The following is an 18,000-nucleotide window of genomic DNA, read 5'->3' on the forward strand; positions in this document are numbered from 1 at the left end:
TCCCCACCCCGAGCGTTCGCTCGGTAGCGTGCCCCCATGCGCGCTGCCACCGTGACCTCGCTGACCGGACCCGACGACGTACGGGTGGGTGAGCTCCCCGACCCGCAGCCCGGCCCGGGCGACGTGCTCATCGAGGTGCACGCCGCGGGCATCTCGTTCCCCGACCTGCTCCTGAGCCGGGGGCAGTACCAGCTGCGGCCCGAGCTGCCCTTCGCCCTCGGCACCGACGTCGCCGGCACCGTGGTGAGCGCCCCCGAGGGCTCCGGCCTCAAGCCGGGCCAGCGCGTCGTCGCGGCCGCCGGCTCGGGCTCCGCGGCCGAGCTGTTCGTCGCCCCCGCGGCGATGGTGCTGCCCCTGCCCGACGAGGTGGGGTACGACGCGGGCGCCGCCCTCGTCATGAACTACCTGACCGCGCACTTCGCCCTCCTGCGTCGCGGCGGCATGCAGGCCGGCGACACGGTGCTGGTGCACGGTGCGTCGGGCGGCGTCGGCACGGCGAGCATCCAGGTCGCGAAGGCCTGGGGCGCGCGGCCGATCGCCGTCGTCTCGACCGAGGCGAAGGCGGAGGTCGCGCGCGCGGCCGGCGCCGAGGACGTCGTCCTGCTCGACGGCTTCAAGGACGCGGTGAAGGAGCTGACGGACGGCCGCGGGGTCGACCTGGTCGTCGACGTGGTGGGCGGCGACGTCTTCCTCGACTCCGTGCGCTCGCTGGCCCCCGAGGGGCGCCTGCTCGTCATCGGCTTCGCGGCCGGTCAGGGCATCCCGGAGGTCAAGGTCAACCGTCTGCTGCTCACCAACACCGACGTGCGCGGCGTCGGCTGGGGCGAGCACATCCGCCGCAACCCCGGCTACCTCGCCGAGCAGTGGGCCGAGCTGCTGCCCCACCTGCGCAGCGGCGTCATCGACCCGCCGATCGGCGCGACGTACCCGCTCGAGGAGACCGCCCAGGCCCTCCGCGACCTCGACGAGCGCCGCGCGACGGGCAAGCTCGTGGTGCACGTCCGCTGAGGCGACCTCCCCCACGACCCGCGCCACACCTGCCCGGGTCGTGGGGGCGCTCGCGCCCAGCACCGTCCTAGGGTGATCCCCGTGACGATGCTCGATGCTGCCCGCGAGGGCATGGACCTGTCCGTGCGCCCGACCGATGACCTGTTCGGTCACGTCAACGGCCAGTGGCTGGCGACGGCCGCGATCCCCGACGACCGCTCGAGCTGGGGACCGTTCGTGGCCCTCGCCGACGCGGCGGAGGAGCAGGTGCGCGCGATCGTGGAGGCCCACGCCGCCTCCGACCCCTCGACCCTGGAGGGCGACGAGGCGCGGATCAGCGCGCTCTACCGCTCGTTCATGGACACCGAGGCGATCGCCGCCAAGGGCCTCGCCCCGGTCGAGCCCTACCTCCACGCCGTCGCGGGCCTGCGGGACCTCCGCGAGCTGGCGGCGCTGGTCGGCGAGCTCGAGCGCGTCGGCGGCACGGGCTTCTTCGGGTCCTACGTCAACACCGACGCCGGCAACTCCGAGCGCTACCTCTTCCACGTCTACCAGGGCGGCCTCGGTCTGCCCGACGAGTCGTACTACCGCGAGGAGCGCTTCGCGGAGACCGTGGAGAAGTACGTCGCGTACCTGACCCGGCTGTTCACGATCATCGGCCACGAGGACCCGGCGGAGGCGGCCGAGACGGTCCTCGCCCTCGACCGGCGCCTCGCGCACGGCCACTGGGAGCGGGCGGCGACCCGCGACATCCAGAAGACCTACAACCTGCTGACCCTCGCCGACCTCGTCGAGCTCTGCCCGGACTTCGACTGGGAGGTCTACGCGCGCAACCTCTCGGGCGCCTCCGCAGGCGCCGAGGACCTGCTCGCCGAGGTCGTCGTCAAGCAGCCGTCCTACCTGGAGCACCTCGCGGGCGTGCTCCGCGCCGTACCGATCGAGAGCTGGCGGCTGTGGCTGACGGCGCGGGTGCTGCGGGCGTTCGCGGCGTACCTCACCGACGACCTCGCCGAGACCAACTTCGACTTCTACGGCCGCACCCTGTCGGGCACGCCGGAGCTGCGGGCGCGCTGGAAGCGCGGCATCTCGTTCGTCGAGGGCGCGGTGGGGGAGGCGGTCGGCCGGGAGTACGTCGCGCGCCACTTCCCGCCCGTCGCGAAGGAGATGATGGACGACCTGGTGGCGAACCTGGTCGAGGCCTACCGCCGCTCCATCCGCACGCTCGACTGGATGACGGACGAGACCAAGGAGCGGGCGCTCGAGAAGCTCGGCCAGTTCGTGCCGAAGATCGGCTACCCGAAGGCGTGGCGCGACTACTCGGCGCTCGTCGTCGTGGCCGACGACCTCGTCGACAACGTGGCCGCCGTCGCCGCCTTCGAGACCGACCGCCAGCTCGCCAAGATCGGGGCGCCGGTCGACCGCGACGAGTGGCTGATGCTGCCCCAGACGGTCAACGCCTACTACAACCCGGGCACCAACGAGATCTGCTTCCCGGCCGCGATCCTGCAGCCGCCGTTCTTCTCGCCCGACGCCGACCCCGCGGAGAACTACGGCGGGATCGGTGCGGTCATCGGCCACGAGATCGGCCACGGCTTCGACGACCAGGGCTCGCAGTACGACGGCCTCGGCAACCTCCGCGACTGGTGGACCCAGGCCGACCGCGAGGCCTTCGACGCGAAGAGCCAGGCGCTCGTGGCGCAGTACGACGCGTTCAGCCCCCGCAACCTGCCCGACGAGCACGTCAACGGCTCGCTGACCGTCGGCGAGAACATCGGCGACCTCGGCGGCCTGACGATCGGGCACAAGGCGTACCTGATCTCGCTGGGCCTCGACCCCGAGGGCGGTCCGACGACGGAGGTCGGCGCCGACGGGCTCACCGGGTCGCAGCGGCTCTTCCTGTCGTGGAGCCACGTGTGGCGCACGAAGCGGCGGATCGAGCAGGAGCGGCAGTACCTGACGATCGACCCGCACTCGCCGCCGGAGTTCCGCGCCAACATCGTGCGGAACCTCAGCGAGTTCCACGCCGCGTTCGGCACGCAGCCGGGCGACGGCCTGTGGCTCGACGAGGAGCAGCGCGTCCGGATCTGGTGAGGCTCAGGCCGCGTCGGGCCGGCCGCTCGTCGCCTCGCGGATGATCTCCGCGGTGCGCGCCATCGTCGCTTCCGCCCGCACCGGGTCCTCCGTCAGGAAGTAGTGGTCGACGCCGGGCGTGACGTCGTGCCACACCAGGAGCCCGAGGTCGGCCAGGCGCGCGGCGTACCGGTCGCCCTCGGCGCGCAGCGTGTCCCGCTCGGCGGTGAGCACGACGGCGGGCGGCACGCCGGTGAGGTCGACGGCGCGCAGCGGCGAGGCGTACGGCTCGGTCCGGCGCTCGGCGTCGGGGAAGTAGGCGCGGCGCACGAACGCCCGCAGCTCCGGCGAGATCATGCCGCCGCGGGGCGGGTCGGCCGCGATGTCGAGGGCCGGCACGCCGAGCACCTGCAGCACGGGCGAGAACGAGCCGGTGTCGCGCGCCTGGAGGCAGACCGACGCGGCCAGCCCGCCGCCGGAGCTGAACCCGCCGACCGCCACGCGGGCCGGGTCCACGCCGAGCTGCGCGGCGCCCGCGCCCGCCACCCAGGCGGCCACGTCGTGGCACTGCTCCTGGGCGACCGGGTACGTCGCGCGCGGGGCCACGTCGAAGTCGACGGCCACCACGACGACGCCGGCGGTGGCCGCGACGTACCGGCACCACCAGTCGTCCATGCGCACGTGACGCATGAGGAACGCGCCGCCGTGGAGGTGGACGAGGGCCCCGCCGGTGGCGCCGGGCGGGGTGTGGACGAGCACCGGGACGCGGCCGTGCCGTGTCGGGACCCGCAGCCGCCGGGGTCGCGGCAGGTCGGAGCCGGCGAAGCGGAGGCGGGTGCCGTAGCGCACCGTCAGCGGCGCGAGCAGCTGCCCGGCGCGGAGGCGGAGGTGGTCGGAGGGGCGCACGTCCGGAGGTTCGGCGCGGACCGGGCCACGGATGGCCCGACCCGCGCCGGGGGAGCGGAGTCGGTCAGTACGACGCCGTGGCGCAGGTCAGCTGCAGCACGGCCTCGTCGGCGGCGCCGCTGCTGTTCTCGGGGTACGCCGAGGCGAAGGTCCCGTCCGAGCCGATGAGGATCTGGATGGCCTCGTTGCTGACGTTCCAGTACGCCGACGCGTTGAGCACCAGCTTGCCGTCGGGGCAGTCGAGCGACAGCACGTCGTCCTCGCCGGTCTCGAGGCTGGAGCTCGCCGAGAGCACCTCGTACCCGTTGATCCGCAGCAGCGGCTTGAGCGCGCTGGCGCTGAGGTCGGAGACGTAGATGCTGCCGTTCTTCACGTCGACGCCGGAGAGCGTCGCGTCGGCGACGTCGGCACCGGTGAGGCTGCCGTTCTTGACGTCCTTCGTCGTCACGGTCTCGTCGGCGATCTGCGCGCCGGTGATCATGGTGGCGGCGACGGCACCGCTGGACGCGGCGACGACGAGGGCGGCGGCGCCGACGGCGAGGCCGGGGAGGCTCGCACGGCTGGGCACGAGGCGGGTGAGGCGTCCGAGACGCGGCGTACGGGGCTGGTCGGTCATGCGGCGGAAGGTACGCCGCGCGACCGGTGGGGCACAGGCCTCGCGAATGCGGTCCAGACCGCAGACCTGAACAGTGGTCACCTCAGGTTTGTTGAGATTTTGGCGGTGCGTGGCACGGTGGGGTCAACGGGACATCCCGACCGACCCAGGAGGAACCCCCATGTCCGTGAAGTACACCGTGCCCGGCCTGACGACCGACCAGGTCACCGAGATCATCACGGCGCTGCAGCAGCGCCTGTCGGCCTACAACGACCTGCACCTGACGCTCAAGCACGTGCACTGGAACGTCGTCGGCCCGCACTTCATCGCCGTCCACGAGATGATCGACCCGCAGGTCGAGCTCGTCCGCGGGTACGCCGACGAGGTCGCCGAGCGCATCGCCACGCTGGGCGGTTCGCCGCAGGGCACGCCCGGCGCCGTCATCAACGACCGCACGTGGGACGACTACTCGGTCGGCCGCGACACGGCCATCGCCCACCTCGGTGCTCTCGACCTCGTCTACAACGGCGTGATCGAGGACAACCGCAAGGCCATCGAGCTGACCGGCGACCTCGACCCGATCACCGAGGACATGCTCATCGGCGAGACCGCCGAGCTCGAGAAGTTCCAGTGGTTCGTGCGGGCGCACCTCGAGGACATCGGCGGCCGCCTGTCCACGTCCGGCGCCGGCTCGGAGTCCGCGGCCACCGACGCGGCGCGCGTCGAGGGCTGATCGCCGATGCAGATCACCCGCACGTTCGTCGTCGAGGCCGAGCTCCCGGCGATCCGGGACTATCTCGCCGACTTCTCCCACGCGACCGAGTGGGACCCCGGCACGGAGCGCTGCGAGCGACGCGACGCGGGCGAGGTGCGGGTGGGGTCGACCTGGGACAACACGTCGAAGCTGGCGGGGATCTCCACCGAGCTCGTGTACGAGCTGGTGGAGCTCACGCCGACGTCGGTGGTGCTCCGCGGTGAGAACGACACCGCCACCGCGGAGGACCACCTGACGTTCGCCGAGGCCGGCCCCGGGCGGACGCAGGTGACCTACCAGGCGACGATCACGTTCAACGGCATCGCGAAGCTGGCCGACCCGGCAGCCAAGCTGCTGTTCACGAAGGTCGCCGGCGAGGTCGTCGAGAACATCACCAACGTCGCCCGGACCCTCTGAGGGGGCTGATAGCGGTCGGTTCCCCGGCTAGCCGGGGAACCGACCGCTTTGACCATCAAATTTGATGGTCAAAGTGGATAGTTCCCCGGCTAGCCGGGGAAATGACCACCCCGCTGCCACCGCCCTCAGCGGCGTTCGACGTCCTCGCGTCCGATGGCCGCGAGGCGCTCGTTGTAGGCCTTCAGCGCCGCGTCGTCGCTGGCCTCCTCACGCCGGTCGTGCCGGCTCGACTCGGCCCGGTCGTGCCGGAACCACTGCGCCAGCAGGATCAGCACGACCATGAGGATCGGGATCTCCCCGACCGCCCACGACAGCGACCCGCCGAGGTTCTGGTCGGCGACGAGGTCGCGCGCGAAGGGCCGGTCCAGCGCTCGGTAGAAGCCCTCGCCCACCGGCGTCGTGCTCGACATGAGCGCGATCGAGAAGAACGCGTGGAACGGCGCGACCACCACGAGCATGCCGAGGCGCGCGAGGTAGGGCAGCCGGTGGGGCACCGGCGCGATCCCGACGAGCGACTCGTAGAACAGGTAGCCCGTGATGAGGAAGTGCAGCTCCATCCAGGCGTGCCCGAGGTGGTTCTGCATCAGCCACTCGAACGCGCCGGTGAAGTAGACGCCGTAGAGGCTGCCGATGAACAGCGCCGCCGTCACCAGGGGGTGCGACAGGATCGCCGCGGGCCGCGACTGGAGCGCCGCCGCGAGGATCTGCCGCGGCCCCTGACCGCCGCGGACGTCGCTGCCGGGCAGGGCGTTGAGCGCGAGCGTGATGGGCGCTCCGGCGACGAGCAGGATCGGCGCGACCATCGAGAGCAGCATGTGGCTGACCATGTGGGCGCTGAACATGACGTGGCTGTAGACCCCGAGCCCGCCGAGCGTCGCGTACCCGACGATGGCGAGACCCGCGACGTACGAGACCGTGCGGAGCACCGGCCACCGGTCCCCGCGGCGGCGGAGGGCGACGACCCCGGCGACGTACGCCGCGAGCCCGCCCACCACGACGAGCAGCCCGACGCCCGACGGGTTGAACCCGACGAGCAGGCGCTCGAGGGTCGGCGCGGGCGGCATCGGTGCCCCGAGGAGGGCCTCGGCCCCCGAGGTGTAGGTCTCCTCCACTGGCGGGGGCGTGCGGGAGAGCGCGACGCCGAGCCCGACCGCGACGGCCATCCAGCCGATCTCGGTGGCGGTGAGGAGGAGGAAGGTACGGCGCGCGGCGGCCCCGTCCGCCAGCCCGGCCAGCGCGCGGCGACGGACCTGCCAGGCGACGACGCCGATGACGACGAGCACGCCGATCTTGGCGAGCGCGCCACGGCCGTAGGCACTGTCGAGGAACCCGCTCGGGCCGCCGACGCGGACGGCGGCGTTGAGGATGCCGGAGACCCCGGTCGCGGCGAAGGCCCAGGCGGCGACGCCGGCGAACCGCCGGGCGGCCCGGGCGCGCGCCACGGGCGCGTCGGCGAGGTGCCACCACAGGGCGACGACGCCACCGATCCACACGACGGCCGCGAGGACGTGCACGATCATGCTGACGATGGCGAGGTCGTGGGAGCCGGAGCTCGCGGAGTGGCCGGTGAGCAGCGGCGGCACGAGCGCGACGAGCGCGACGAGGAGCAGGCCCGTGCTCTCGCGGGCGGTGGCCACCCACCGCGTCATGACGGCGAGCACGGCGACGAGCACCAGCTGGGTGGTCGCCGCCTGGCCCTGGCTGACGTCGACGAAGTAGGTCTGCACCGCCCGCCACTCCAGCTCGCCCACGGGCTGGGCGAAGAGGTCGGAGACCGTGAAGACGCCCTGCGCGAGCGCGGCGACGAACCAGACGACGGCCGCCCAGGTGGCGGTGCGCACCGCCCGGTGGCTGGCGCGGCCGAGCTCGTCGGCGAGACGGCGGACGACGAGCACGGGCACGACGAGGCAGGCCACCACGACGATCGCTGCCGCGTGGGTCACGAGCTCGAGGACCGGGATGGCCCAGCCCGTGAGCGCACCCGGGTCGGGGATGCCCGCGGGCGGCGCCTGGGGGGCGCCGCCGGCGAGCTCCAGCAGCAGCCACATGGCGGCCAGGCCCGCGACAGCGAGGCCGAGGAGCCCCACCCCGAGGCGTCGCCGCTGCTCGCCGAGCTGCCGCCGCTCCTCCTCGGTGAGGGGGGCGGGGCGCTCGTCCGTGCTCGTCGTCGTCATTCCGTGGGCCTCCGCATCGCGAGGTAGAGGAGCCCCCCGGACATCACCACGAGACCGCCGAACAGGAGCACGTGGTCGGCGTGACGGGACCACCAGCCCTCCTCGGGCGCGGCTGCGGCCGCCTCGTCGGTGTCGTCCGCGGCGGGATCGGTGGTGCCCGCTCCGGCGACCTCGGGGTCGTCGACGGCGGCCGAGCTGTCGGGCGTCGACCCGTCGCCCTCGGTGACCGTGAACGTCACCTCCCCCGTGATGGGGTGCCCGTCGGAGGAGACCACGCGGAAGGTGAGGCTGTAGTCGCCCGCCGGTCCTGCGGTGACCGCCTGCGTGACGGTGTCCCCGTCGATCGCGGGGTCGCCCGCGGCGAGGTCACCCCCGGGACCGGTCACCACGACGTACGCCGGGGCGCGCACCTCCTGGCTGAACGTCAGCGAGACCTCGTCGGGCAGCGTCGCGACGCTCGCGCCGTCCTCGGGGGAGGACGCGACGAGCGACGCGTGCGCCTGCGCAGGCGCCGCGAGGGCGAGCGCCAGCACGAGCGGGCCCAGCACGGCGGCGGCGAGCGCGCCGAGCAGGGCGGGGGTACGGCGGGTCATGCATCTCCTCCAGAGGTCGTCGGTGACGACAGTCCCAGCATCTCGCGGCCGACGAAATCGCCCTCCACGCAGGCCGGGGGCACGGCGTAGACCGCCGAGCCGATCGTCGTCACCCACTCGTTGAGCAGGTCGAGCTCGTCCATCCGCTGCTGGACGGGCACGAACTGCCGGTCCACGTCGGCCGCGAAGGCGAGGAACAGGAGCCCCGCACCACCGTCGGGCGTCGTGTAGTTGTAACCACGGCGCAGGAACCGCTCGTCCGTGTTCGCGCTGCGCATCCGGGCGACGTGGCTGGCCGGGTCGATGACGGGGAACCCGACGGCGTCGACGGCCTCGAAGTCGGGCTCGTCGTGCTCGGCGGAGCCCGTCAGCGGAGCTCCGTCGGCGAGCTTCCGGCCGACCGAGAACTCGCGCGCGACGCGGTCGGTGCGGTCCCAGTCGACGAGGTCCATCTCGATCCGACGCACCACCATGAACGTGCCGCCGTCGAACCCCGACGCCCGGCCCGTGCTCCACAGCAGGTCGGCGTGGTCGTCGGCCGGCAGGTTCACCGTGCCGTCGACCTGGCCCATCAGGTTGCGCATCGTGGTGCCGGCCGCCTCGGTGCCGCGGGCGCGGCGGAAGCCGTCCTGCACCCACCGGGTGGTGGCGAACGGCGCGGCGTCCTTGAGCAGCATGCGCCGCACGTGGCTCAGGGTCATCGGGTCGTCGGTGCAGATCTGCACCACCACGTCGGTCTGGCCCCACGCCGGGTCGAGCTGGTCGAGGGGGAAGGCCGGCAGCTCCTGCAGCCCCGGGTCGTAGGCCGGACGCAGCATCCGCAGCACCCGCGGACCGAAGCCGAAGGTCACCGTCAGCCGGGCGGGGCTGGCCGCGAGCTCCGGCTCGGTGTCGGCGAGCGCGCCCCGGCCCGACGTGAACCGCGCGGCGTCGTCGCTGAGCAGCCGCATCATGCGACCGAGCTCGTCGACGCCGCCGCCCTCGAGCAGGTCGAGGCCGACGAGGCTGAGGTGCGCCTGTGCGGCGGTGTCGATCCCGGCCTGGTGCACGCCGTGGAAGTCGATCGTGTCGCCGCCGGTGACCCGCTCGCCGGCGGGCTCGGTCGAGGCGGGCTCGGTGCCGCTCCTGCCGTTCCCGTCGGGCTCGCGCAGCCCGCGCGTGCCCCACCCGACCCCGGCGCCGCCGAGGGCGGCGGCGCCGGAGGCGAGCAGGTTGCGCCGGTTGAGTCCGGTCACTGGTCCTCGGAGTGGTCGCCGTGGTCGCCGTGGTCGCCGTGGTCGCCGTGGTCCATGTCCTCGTCACCCATGTCCATGCCGCCCGCGTACTCCTCGTCCGCACCGGTGAACGGCTTCACGACGGCGGTGACGTCCCGGGTGGAGCCGTCGGCGAGCTCGAGGGTGACGGTGACGTCCTGGCCGGCCTCGAGCGGGCCGGTGAGGTCCATGAGCATGACGTGGTCGCCGCCGGCCTCCAGCTCGTGCGAGCCCCCGGCGGGCACGGTGAAGCCGCCCTCCTTGGGCTGCATGACCATGGCGCCGCCGTCGCCTGCGACGACCTCGTGCAGCTCGACGGTGCCGGCGACGTCGGTGGAGGCGCCGACGACGGTGATGTCGGCGTCCGTGTCGTTGACGATCGTGCCGAACATCGCCGTCATGTCGTCGTCGGTCGCCTTGATCCAGGGGTCGGTGACGCTCAGGGCGGCGGCCTCGGCGTCCGTCCCGTCGGTCGCGTCGGACGTGTCGGACGAGCCGGCGGACGAGGAGCCCGTGGCGTCGTCGGAGGAGTCCGACCCGCAGGCGGACAGCAGCAGCGCGACAGCGGCGGCCCCGCCGACGAGGGCGGTGCGGGCACGCAGGGTGGTGGTCTGGTTCAGCTTCACGGAGGGTTCTCCTGGTGGTGGGCGCGCGGCGCGCGCAGGTGACGGCCGAGGCGTCACCTGTCTGCCAGGGACGCTCAGGCCGGGAGGGCGAGGGCGCGGAGCGCCGGGGGACCCCGGGTACGCCGCGGCGCCGCCACCAGGCGCAGCACCGGGCCGTCGGGCGCGGCCGGGGAGGGCAGGCGACCGAGGGAGGGCGGGGCGGTGGGGTGCGACGTACGGGGGAGGAGGCGGGTGAGCGCGGCGTCGACGACCCGCCACCACGCGCGCTCGGCGCCGAGGGCGACCGTGACGGTCGCCGCCGCGGCGAGGGTGTGGCTGAGGGCCATGGCGCCCAGTGCGTGGCTCTCGCCGGGCGCGTGGAGCATGAAGCCGCCGTGGAACACGGCCTGGGCGACGAGCGCGACCCCGGCGAGTCCCGTGAGGTCGAGCCGGTGGCGGGTGAGCGGGGCGCTGACGAGCGTGCCGAGCGCCACCACCGTCGCCAGGAGCCAGACCGGGGGGAGGGAGGCGCCGGCGCCCACGTGGGCGATCGCCGCGCCTGCGCCCGCAACGGCACCCGCGCAGAGCGCGCGGGGGGCGCGCAGCGGTGCGGCGGGCATCGGGGCCTCCGGACGGGCAGGCGGTCGGGCGTCTGCCAGCAGTATGCCTCCGACCCGCCGCGAGTGCGGATTCGCCGGGGGCCCTCCCCGGGGTCGCAACTGTGCGGTTGGTACAGCCCGGCTGCGGGCCGGCGTGTCCCAGCCGCACTTTTCCGGGCCCCCGGCACCTTGCCCTCGCCCCGCGGGGGCCCCCGGGTCGTGGTGCGAGCCGTGCGGAAAGTGGCGGCCTGGCACCACGACCGGGGGTTTCGCCAGGCCCCCGGATGTGCAGCATGCCGAGGCATGACGATGCAGCCGCCCGCGACGTACGGCACGCCTCCCTCGCCCCCGCCCGGGCCGGTGCCCTCCGGTCGCCGTCGCGGCGCGGCCCTGCCGTGGGTCCTCGTCGCGGTGCTGACGGTCGTCGCCCTCCTGCTCGGGGCGCTGCTCGTGCTGCAGACGGTCGGCGGTGACGACGAGGAGGGTCGCGGGTTCGCCAGTCCCGAGGAGGCGATCGAGTTCTCCACCGAGAGCCTGGCGGACGGCGACGCGGAGGCGGCGCTCAGCGCCTGGAGCGCGGGCGAGCAGGCGCGGGGGTCGGACTTCGTGGGGAGCCTGGAGTACCTGGAGGCCTACGCGCCCTACAACCCGAACATCCTTCCGGGGGACGACGACTTCTTCGCTGGTCTCGGCGTCGTGGCCCGCGAGGGCGGGGCGGCGGACCAGATCCGTCGGTTGACCTACAGCCTGCTCGTGCCCGACCTCAGCCAGGACCAGGTGACGCCGCTGTCCGACGACGCCCCCTCGGCCCAGGAGCTCCGCGACGACCTCGACTCCGGGCGCCTCGCGGGGTTGACCGCGCAGCGCATCGAGCGGCTGGAGGGCCCCGAGCGGCTCGCCGAGAACTACGAGCGGGCGGCGGAGCTGGTCGGCGCGGACGAGCGGCGGGAGTACCTCGTGCTCTACGCGTGGGAGGGCGAGACCTACCTGGGGGCGGTCGGCGTGCTGCGGTACGACGACGAGTGGAGCATCGACGCGTTCTCGGCGCCCATCGCGAACGTGTCCGTGGGGGTCGTGACGCCGGCTTCGGAGGACGAGTTCGACGACGCGCTGGCGTCGGTGGCGGAGCTGGGGGACTGAGGCCGATGCACCCCGCCATGGGTCCGCACTACGAGGTGCCGCGCGAGCCCGACCGGACGCCACTCGGTCCCGACGAGCCGCCGCCGCGGCTCGGGCGGGGCAAGCGGGGGACGTGGTTCGTCCTCGCGGTCATCGCGTTCGTGGTCGCACTGGTCGCCCTGGTGGCGGTCGTCGTCTGAGGGCACCAGCCCGGCCGGTCCTCCACAGCCCCGACGCCCGCGCGTCGCGTCTTGTCGTCCCCCGCTGCTAGGAAGGACGCATGGGAGACGACCGCACCGATCGCACCGCCGTGCGCGCCGAGGCCGAGCAGCACCTGCGCGCGATCGTGGGCCGCGACGACGCGCGGCTCCACGACGACCAGTGGGCCGCGATCGAGGCGCTGGCGCTCGACAAGCGCCGCGCGCTGGTCGTGCAGCGCACGGGCTGGGGCAAGTCGGCGGTCTACTTCGTGGCGACCGCCCTGCTGCGCGCCCGGGGGGCGGGGCCGACGGTGATCGTCTCGCCGCTGCTTGCGCTCATGCGCAACCAGATCGAGGCGGCGTCGCGGGCGGGCATCCGCGCGGTCACCATCAACTCGACCAACCTCGAGCAGTGGGACGAGGCACACGCGGCGGTGGCCGCGGGCGAGGTCGACGTGCTGCTGGTCTCGCCGGAGCGCCTCAACAACCCGTCGTTCCGCGACGAGGTGCTGCCGCGGCTGTCGGCGACCACCGGCCTGCTCGTGGTGGACGAGGCCCACTGCATCTCCGACTGGGGCCACGACTTCCGGCCCGACTACCGCCGGATCCGCACGCTGCTCGCGGAGCTGCCGCGCGGCGTACCGGTGCTGGCGACGACGGCGACCGCCAACCAACGCGTGACGACCGACGTCGCCGAGCAGCTGGAGGTGGCGGGCGAGGAGGTGCTGGTGCGGCGCGGGTCGCTCGACCGGGAGTCCCTCCACCTCGGTGTCGTGCGGCTGCGCACGAGCGAGCAGCGGCTCGCGTGGCTGGCGGAGCACCTGCGCGAGCTCGACGGCTCGGGGATCGTCTACTGCCTGACCGTCGCCCAGACGCAGGAGGTGGCGCAGCACCTGCGCGACCACGGGTACGCGGTGGCGGCCTACTCCGGCCAGACCGAGCCCACCGAGCGCGCTTCACTCGAGGCGGCGCTCGTCGCCGGGGAGATCAAGGCGCTCGTCGCCACCAGCGCGCTCGGCATGGGCTTCGACGCCACGCTCGGGTTCGTGGTCAACCTGGGGGCGCCGAGCTCGCCGGTGAGCTACTACCAGCAGGTCGGCCGCGCCGGGCGCGGCGCCGACCGTGCCGACGTGGTGCTGCTGCCGGGGCGCGAGGACCGGGACATCTGGGCCTACTTCGGCTCGCTCGCCTTCCCACCCGAGCGCCTGGTGCGCCAGACGCTCGAGGTGCTCGACGTCGCGGGTCGTCCCCTGTCGACCGCCACGCTCGAGACGGAGGTCGAGCTCGGCCGCAACCGGCTCGAGACGATGCTCAAGGTGCTCGACGTCGACGGCGCGGTGCGCCGCGTCAAGGGCGGGTGGGAGTCCACGGGTCGACCGTGGGAGTACGACGCGGAGCGCTACGCCCGCGTCGCGGAGGCCCGGCAGCGGGAGCAGGAGGCGATGCTGGCCTACCTCGAGACCGACGTGTGCCGCATGCGCTTCCTCCGCGAGCAGCTCGACGACCCGGTCGCCGACGGACCCGAGGGCGACTGCGGCCGTTGCGACAACTGCGGCGGCCTCCGCGTCTCGACCAGCGTCGACGAGAGCGCGGTCGCCGAGGCGCGGGCCCGCCTCGACCGCCCCGGGGTCGTCGTCGAGCCGCGCAAGATGTGGCCGACCGGCCTCGACCGGCTCGGGATCGCGCTCAAGGGCAAGCTGAAGCGGCCGGCCGCGGAGGGCCGCGCCGTCGCGCGCCTCACCGACCTCGGCCACGGCCAGGCCCTGCGCGACCTCTTCCGCGAGGGCCCCGACGGTCCGGTCGACGGCCCGGTGCCGACGCCGCTCGTGCGCGCGGTCGTCGAGGTGCTGCAGGAGTGGCGCCCCTCGGTCGACGCGATCGTCGTCGTCGACTCGACCAGCCGGCCGACGCTCGTGCACGACCTGGCCTCCGGGCTGTCGCGCTACCTGCAGGTGCCGATCGTCGGCACCTGGGCGGTCGTCGACCCGTCCGTCCCGCCGGGGGCGGGTGCGGCGAACTCGGCGCGGCGGGTGGCGGCCGTGGGACAGCGCTTCGCCCTCGACCTGTCGCAGCACGACGGGCCGCCGCCGCGCGAGGTGCTCCTGGTCGACGACCGGATCGGCAGCGGCTGGTGCCTCACGCTCGCGGCGCACGCCCTGTCCGAGGCCGGGGTCGAGACCGTGCGACCGCTGGTGCTGGCCGCCGGCAGCTGAGCCCGGCAGCGGCCCGCCTCAGCCGCCCGACCGCGCCAGCGTCGAGCGTCCGAGGACCGAGCGCGCCAGCGCCGGCAGTCGCCAGGGCCCGGTCGGAGCGGCGGGGGCCTCGGCGGGCCCGCCGGCCGCTCCTCGCCGCGGGGGACGCGGTGCCTCGTCGGGCAGGTGCGGGTAGTAGTTGCGCGGCCGACCGTTGCGGTCCACGGTCGCGAGCAGCTTCTCGCCGATGAGCTCGACGGTGTTCGCGCTCACCCACGCCAGGGCGATCGTCGGCACGGCGACGCAGATCGACGTGATCCAGAAGATGTGGCCGGGGGCCTTCTCAGGGAGCAGGCCCATGCTGCCGACCCACCGCATGACGGGCTCGTGGATGAGGTAGATGCCGTAGCCGAGGCCACCGAGCCAGGCGAGCGGTCCCCACGACAGCACCCGGGGCCACGGCCCGGAGTGGAGCACGATCGAGGCCATGAAGACGGCGACGGCGATGGCGTAGCCCGGGTGCCACCACTCCTGCTGCAGCGTGTCGATGGGCCGCACGAGCGCGAGGGCCAGCGCCGATCCGGCGCCGACGATCGCGCAGGCGGCGCGGGTGGGGCGGCTCAGCTTCACACCCGCGACCGTGAAGACGGCGAGCAGCATGCCGATGCCGAAGTCGGTGGACTTGCCGATCGGCGAGAAGATGATCGACCAGTCCGTCGTCGCGGGCCGCGCGATCTGGGTCACCCACGCGATGTAGACGAGCCCGGTGATGGTGAGCACGAGCGGTACGCCGAGGGCGAGCGCGATCCGCTCGTCCTTCGACTTCGCCTTGACGACCGCCCGGTGCATCAACGGCGTCACGAGGGCGATGAGCACGTAGAAGTGGAACTCGACGGCGAGCGTCCAGGCGGGGCCGTTGGTCCAGAAGATGTACTGGTCGGAGTAGACGTGCGTGAACGTCAGGTGCAGGAGCAGGTCCTCCCAGTGGCCCGGGAGGTTCGGGTTGCTCCAGGCCCACACGATGATCGTCAGCACCCAGTAGAGCGGCAGCACGCGCGCGAGGCGCTTCGCCAGGGTGAGCGCGCCGCCACGGCCGGGCTTGCCGGTGAGCGCGGCGGCCGCGAGCGGGAGCCACATGACGAACCCGGACAGCACGAAGAACATGTCGACGAACAGGTCGACGCCGTACATGAGCTGGTGGCCGACGCCGTCGTAGGGCCAGGTGCCGAACGGCCCCGTGCGGTTCCACATGTAGGCGTGCACGATCACGACGAGCAGCGCGGCGACGCCGCGCAGCCAGCCGAGCGGGTAGATCGCGCGGCCGCCGCCGCTGGTGCCGCGGGTCTTGCCGATGCCGGCCGACGCCGAGGCCTTCTCGAAGGTGCCGGTGACCCCGGTCAGCGCCGCGCGGGACGGCGCCTCGTGGTTCTGCTGCTCGCTCATGCCACGGCCTTCCGCGAGGTGTCGCGCGGGTGGACCGTCGCGGCCGTGCCGTCGGTCGCGGCGGTGCGGGCCGTGACGACCCACTCGCGCTCGCCCCGCAGCTGCTTGAGGTGGGCCACGCGGTTCACCAGGTTCTTGGCGCCGGTGTAGAACACGACGTTCGCGAGGGCGTACGCCGCGAACCACCGGGTGTGCTTCCGCACCTCCGGTACGGCGACGCGCCAGGCCACGAGGGTCTGCACGGCGCCCGAGCTGATGATGTAGAGGCTGAGGAAGAAGAAGATCGGCGAGCTGAGGTCGATGCCCTGGTCCCGCCAGGCGAGGAACAGCATCAGCGGCCAGACCAGCTGCACGACCCACGGGTAGAGCTCGCGCCACGCGAGGAGGAACAGCACACCCAGCTTGCGGCGCGCGTCGAGACCCGAGGTGAGGAGCAGCGGCCACAGGTGCCGCAGCGACACCTGGAACCAGCCCTGCGCCCAGCGCAGCCGCTGCCGCCACCAGGCGGTGGGGCTCGGCGGGGCGAGCTCGCGGCTGACGAGGCCGGGGTCGTTGACGATGCGGCCGCCGGCGAGCAGCAGGCGCATCGAGGCCTCGATGTCCTCCGTCAGGTAGGAGCCCCGCAGCCGCAGCTGCTGGAGGGTGTCGCGGCGCCAGTAGCCGTTGGAGCCACCGAAGATGCCGAAGCCGTGCAGCAGGGTGCGGCCGGGGTGCGCCACGGCGTACAGCTGCTCGAACTCCACCGCCACGATCCGCGCCAGCGGCGTGTCGGCGTCGCGGATGACGCAGTGGCCCTGCACGACGTCGGCGCCGTCGGCGATCCAGTGCCAGGCGCGCTCGAACGCGCCCGGCATCGGGTGGTGGTCGGCGTCGAAGATGCCGATGAACTCGCCGGTGGTGACGCGCAGGGCGGCGTTGACGTTCTGCGCCTTCGAGGTGCTGTCCGGCACCTTCAGGATGACGAGCCCGGGGTGCTCGTCGGCGAGCTTCGCGAGCTCGGCCTCGACGGGCAGGTCGGTGGGGCTGTTGTAGGCCAGCACGACCTGGAGGCCGCCCGAGTACTGCTGAGCGAGGAACGCGTCGAGCGTCTCCAGGATGGTGTCGGCCTCGTTGGGCAGGTAGGCCGCGATGATCGCCGACGCCGGCGGCGCCTCGCCGTCCGCGCCCTCGGGCAGCGGCGGCGGGGGCGTGGGGTCGAGGGAGGCGAAGCACTCCGCCCAGATCGCCGTGGCGGTGATGGCCAGCGCGCCGACCACGGCCCAGTAGACGGCGCCGGAGATGTCGAGCCCCAGGGCGTACGTCGCGAAGAGCAGCACCAGCGGCAGCACGAAGGCGCCGACGGTGGCGATGAGGATCTGCGCCGTGAAGGTGCGGCGCGAGATCACCGCCTCCCGCTCGTCCGCGTGCCGCCCGACGGGCTGGAAGTCGCGCTGCGCGACCGAGTGCCGGGCCCCGTCGGTGGCCATCCGGACGGCGCGGGCCTCGTCGATGCGGTGCGTGATCGGGGCCCAGCCGACGCCGAGCTCGACGTTGTGCACCGACCCGCCGAGACGCCCCAGGGCCTCGAGCGTGAAGTAGGCCATCTCCTGCAGGCGCACCGGACGCGCGCCGTGACCCGTGTGGTGGAGCCGGAAGACGAGGAGACCGTCGTGGGTCGCCTCGACGCGCTCGCCGGGCTGGAGGTGGGGGACGAGGTGGTGCGTGACGTCCACCAGCACGGCCTGGCTCGCGTGCATCCGCGCCGAGGCGCTGCCCGGCGCGATCCACACGGGGTCGATGACCGCGACGAGGTCCTGGCCGGTACGACGCCAGGGGATGCCCGGCAGGTGGTCGAGCCAGAGGGGAGCGGCCGAGGGTCGTGTCTCGTGCGGCTCGGCCTCGACGTGGCCGGTCAGCACCTGCAGGTGCTGGCGCAACCGGGCCTCGGCCTGGCGCTGGTGCAGCTCGATCGGTGTCGGTGCCTCCGGCGGTGTGGACACGTGCGACTCCCCTTGACCCTCGCGACGAGCGCCGCCCGGGACGTGCCCGGGCGGCGTGGACGTGGCGGTGCGCTCTGCTCCCCAGACGGATCCGCAGCGCTGCGGATCCGGCAC

The 18,000-nt window shown here is 73.6% G+C and carries 16 protein-coding genes; 7 read left to right on the forward strand and 9 right to left on the reverse strand.

Features of this window, described 5'->3' with window-relative positions:
* The first annotated feature begins 36 nt into the window (after positions 1-36).
* Together PIR53_17195 and PIR53_17200 are read left to right on the forward strand one after the other, a co-directional pair.
* Positions 37-1,008: an NADPH:quinone oxidoreductase family protein gene (locus PIR53_17195; GenBank protein ID WZH51741.1), complete on the forward strand. Its 972-nt coding sequence runs from the start codon at positions 37-39 to the stop codon at positions 1,006-1,008.
* 87 nt (positions 1,009-1,095) lie between these two features.
* The gene (locus PIR53_17200) at positions 1,096-3,078 is read left to right on the forward strand and encodes a peptidase M13 (protein WZH54475.1); all 1,983 of its coding nucleotides are present in this window, start codon (positions 1,096-1,098) and stop codon (positions 3,076-3,078) included.
* Positions 3,079-3,081: 3 nt separating this feature from the next.
* Here the strand turns inward: PIR53_17200 and PIR53_17205 are convergent, their stop codons facing one another.
* Positions 3,082-3,963 carry an alpha/beta hydrolase fold domain-containing protein gene (locus PIR53_17205; GenBank protein ID WZH51742.1) on the reverse strand — a complete coding sequence of 294 codons (882 nt, stop codon included), beginning with the start codon at positions 3,961-3,963 and terminating at the stop codon, positions 3,082-3,084.
* A gap of 64 nt (positions 3,964-4,027) precedes the next feature.
* Positions 4,028-4,579, reverse strand: a complete 552-nt coding sequence (locus PIR53_17210) for a hypothetical protein (protein ID WZH51743.1) — start codon at positions 4,577-4,579, stop codon at positions 4,028-4,030.
* 160 nt (positions 4,580-4,739) lie between these two features.
* Here PIR53_17210 and PIR53_17215 point away from each other — a divergent pair, with 160 nt between their 5' ends.
* Entirely contained in the window at positions 4,740-5,291 is a 552-nt protein-coding gene (locus PIR53_17215) for a DNA starvation/stationary phase protection protein (protein WZH51744.1), read from the forward strand.
* A 6-nt stretch (positions 5,292-5,297) separates the two neighbouring features.
* Complete coding sequence (locus tag PIR53_17220; GenBank protein ID WZH51745.1) at positions 5,298-5,729, forward strand: SRPBCC family protein; 432 nt, start codon at positions 5,298-5,300, stop codon at positions 5,727-5,729.
* 125 nt (positions 5,730-5,854) lie between these two features.
* On the opposite strand, the gene PIR53_17225 is transcribed toward PIR53_17220, so the two are convergent.
* The 5 genes from PIR53_17225 to PIR53_17245 form a co-directional block, all read right to left on the reverse strand.
* Positions 5,855-7,903: a cytochrome c oxidase assembly protein gene (locus PIR53_17225; protein WZH51746.1), complete on the reverse strand. Its 2,049-nt coding sequence runs from the start codon at positions 7,901-7,903 to the stop codon at positions 5,855-5,857.
* Positions 7,900-8,496, reverse strand: a complete 597-nt coding sequence (locus tag PIR53_17230) for a copper resistance protein CopC (GenBank protein ID WZH51747.1) — start codon at positions 8,494-8,496, stop codon at positions 7,900-7,902. The genes PIR53_17225 and PIR53_17230 overlap by 4 nt, the downstream gene beginning before the upstream one ends.
* Positions 8,493-9,731 carry a Dyp-type peroxidase gene (locus PIR53_17235; GenBank protein ID WZH51748.1) on the reverse strand — a complete coding sequence of 413 codons (1,239 nt, stop codon included), beginning with the start codon at positions 9,729-9,731 and terminating at the stop codon, positions 8,493-8,495. Before PIR53_17235 ends, PIR53_17230 begins: the two co-directional genes overlap by 4 nt.
* Complete coding sequence (locus PIR53_17240; GenBank protein WZH51749.1) at positions 9,728-10,375, reverse strand: copper chaperone PCu(A)C; 648 nt, start codon at positions 10,373-10,375, stop codon at positions 9,728-9,730. Before PIR53_17240 ends, PIR53_17235 begins: the two co-directional genes overlap by 4 nt.
* A gap of 74 nt (positions 10,376-10,449) precedes the next feature.
* Positions 10,450-10,974: a hypothetical protein gene (locus PIR53_17245; GenBank protein WZH51750.1), complete on the reverse strand. Its 525-nt coding sequence runs from the start codon at positions 10,972-10,974 to the stop codon at positions 10,450-10,452.
* A 282-nt stretch (positions 10,975-11,256) separates the two neighbouring features.
* On the opposite strand from PIR53_17245, the gene PIR53_17250 reads away from it, so the two are divergent.
* The 3 genes from PIR53_17250 (at position 11,257) to PIR53_17260 (ending at position 14,485) form a co-directional block, all read left to right on the forward strand.
* Positions 11,257-12,093 (forward strand): hypothetical protein, encoded by an 837-nt coding sequence (locus PIR53_17250; protein WZH51751.1) that lies wholly within the window; start codon positions 11,257-11,259, stop codon positions 12,091-12,093.
* Between the two features lie 17 nt (positions 12,094-12,110).
* Positions 12,111-12,272, forward strand: coding sequence for a hypothetical protein (locus PIR53_17255; GenBank protein WZH51752.1), 162 nt, complete (start codon positions 12,111-12,113; stop codon positions 12,270-12,272).
* Between the two features lie 80 nt (positions 12,273-12,352).
* Positions 12,353-14,485 (forward strand): RecQ family ATP-dependent DNA helicase, encoded by a 2,133-nt coding sequence (locus PIR53_17260; protein WZH51753.1) that lies wholly within the window; start codon positions 12,353-12,355, stop codon positions 14,483-14,485.
* A gap of 18 nt (positions 14,486-14,503) precedes the next feature.
* On the opposite strand, the gene PIR53_17265 is transcribed toward PIR53_17260, so the two are convergent.
* A complete protein-coding gene (locus PIR53_17265; GenBank protein WZH51754.1) occupies positions 14,504-15,907 on the reverse strand; it encodes an acyltransferase in 1,404 nt (467 codons plus the stop codon).
* Entirely contained in the window at positions 15,904-17,886 is a 1,983-nt protein-coding gene (locus PIR53_17270) for a glycosyltransferase family 2 protein (GenBank protein WZH51755.1), read from the reverse strand. The genes PIR53_17265 and PIR53_17270 overlap by 4 nt, the downstream gene beginning before the upstream one ends.
* Between the last annotated feature and the right edge of the window lie 114 nt (positions 17,887-18,000).

Source organism: Nocardioides alkalitolerans, from assembly GCA_038184435.1.
Lineage (GTDB): Bacteria > Actinomycetota > Actinomycetes > Propionibacteriales > Nocardioidaceae > Nocardioides > Nocardioides alkalitolerans_A.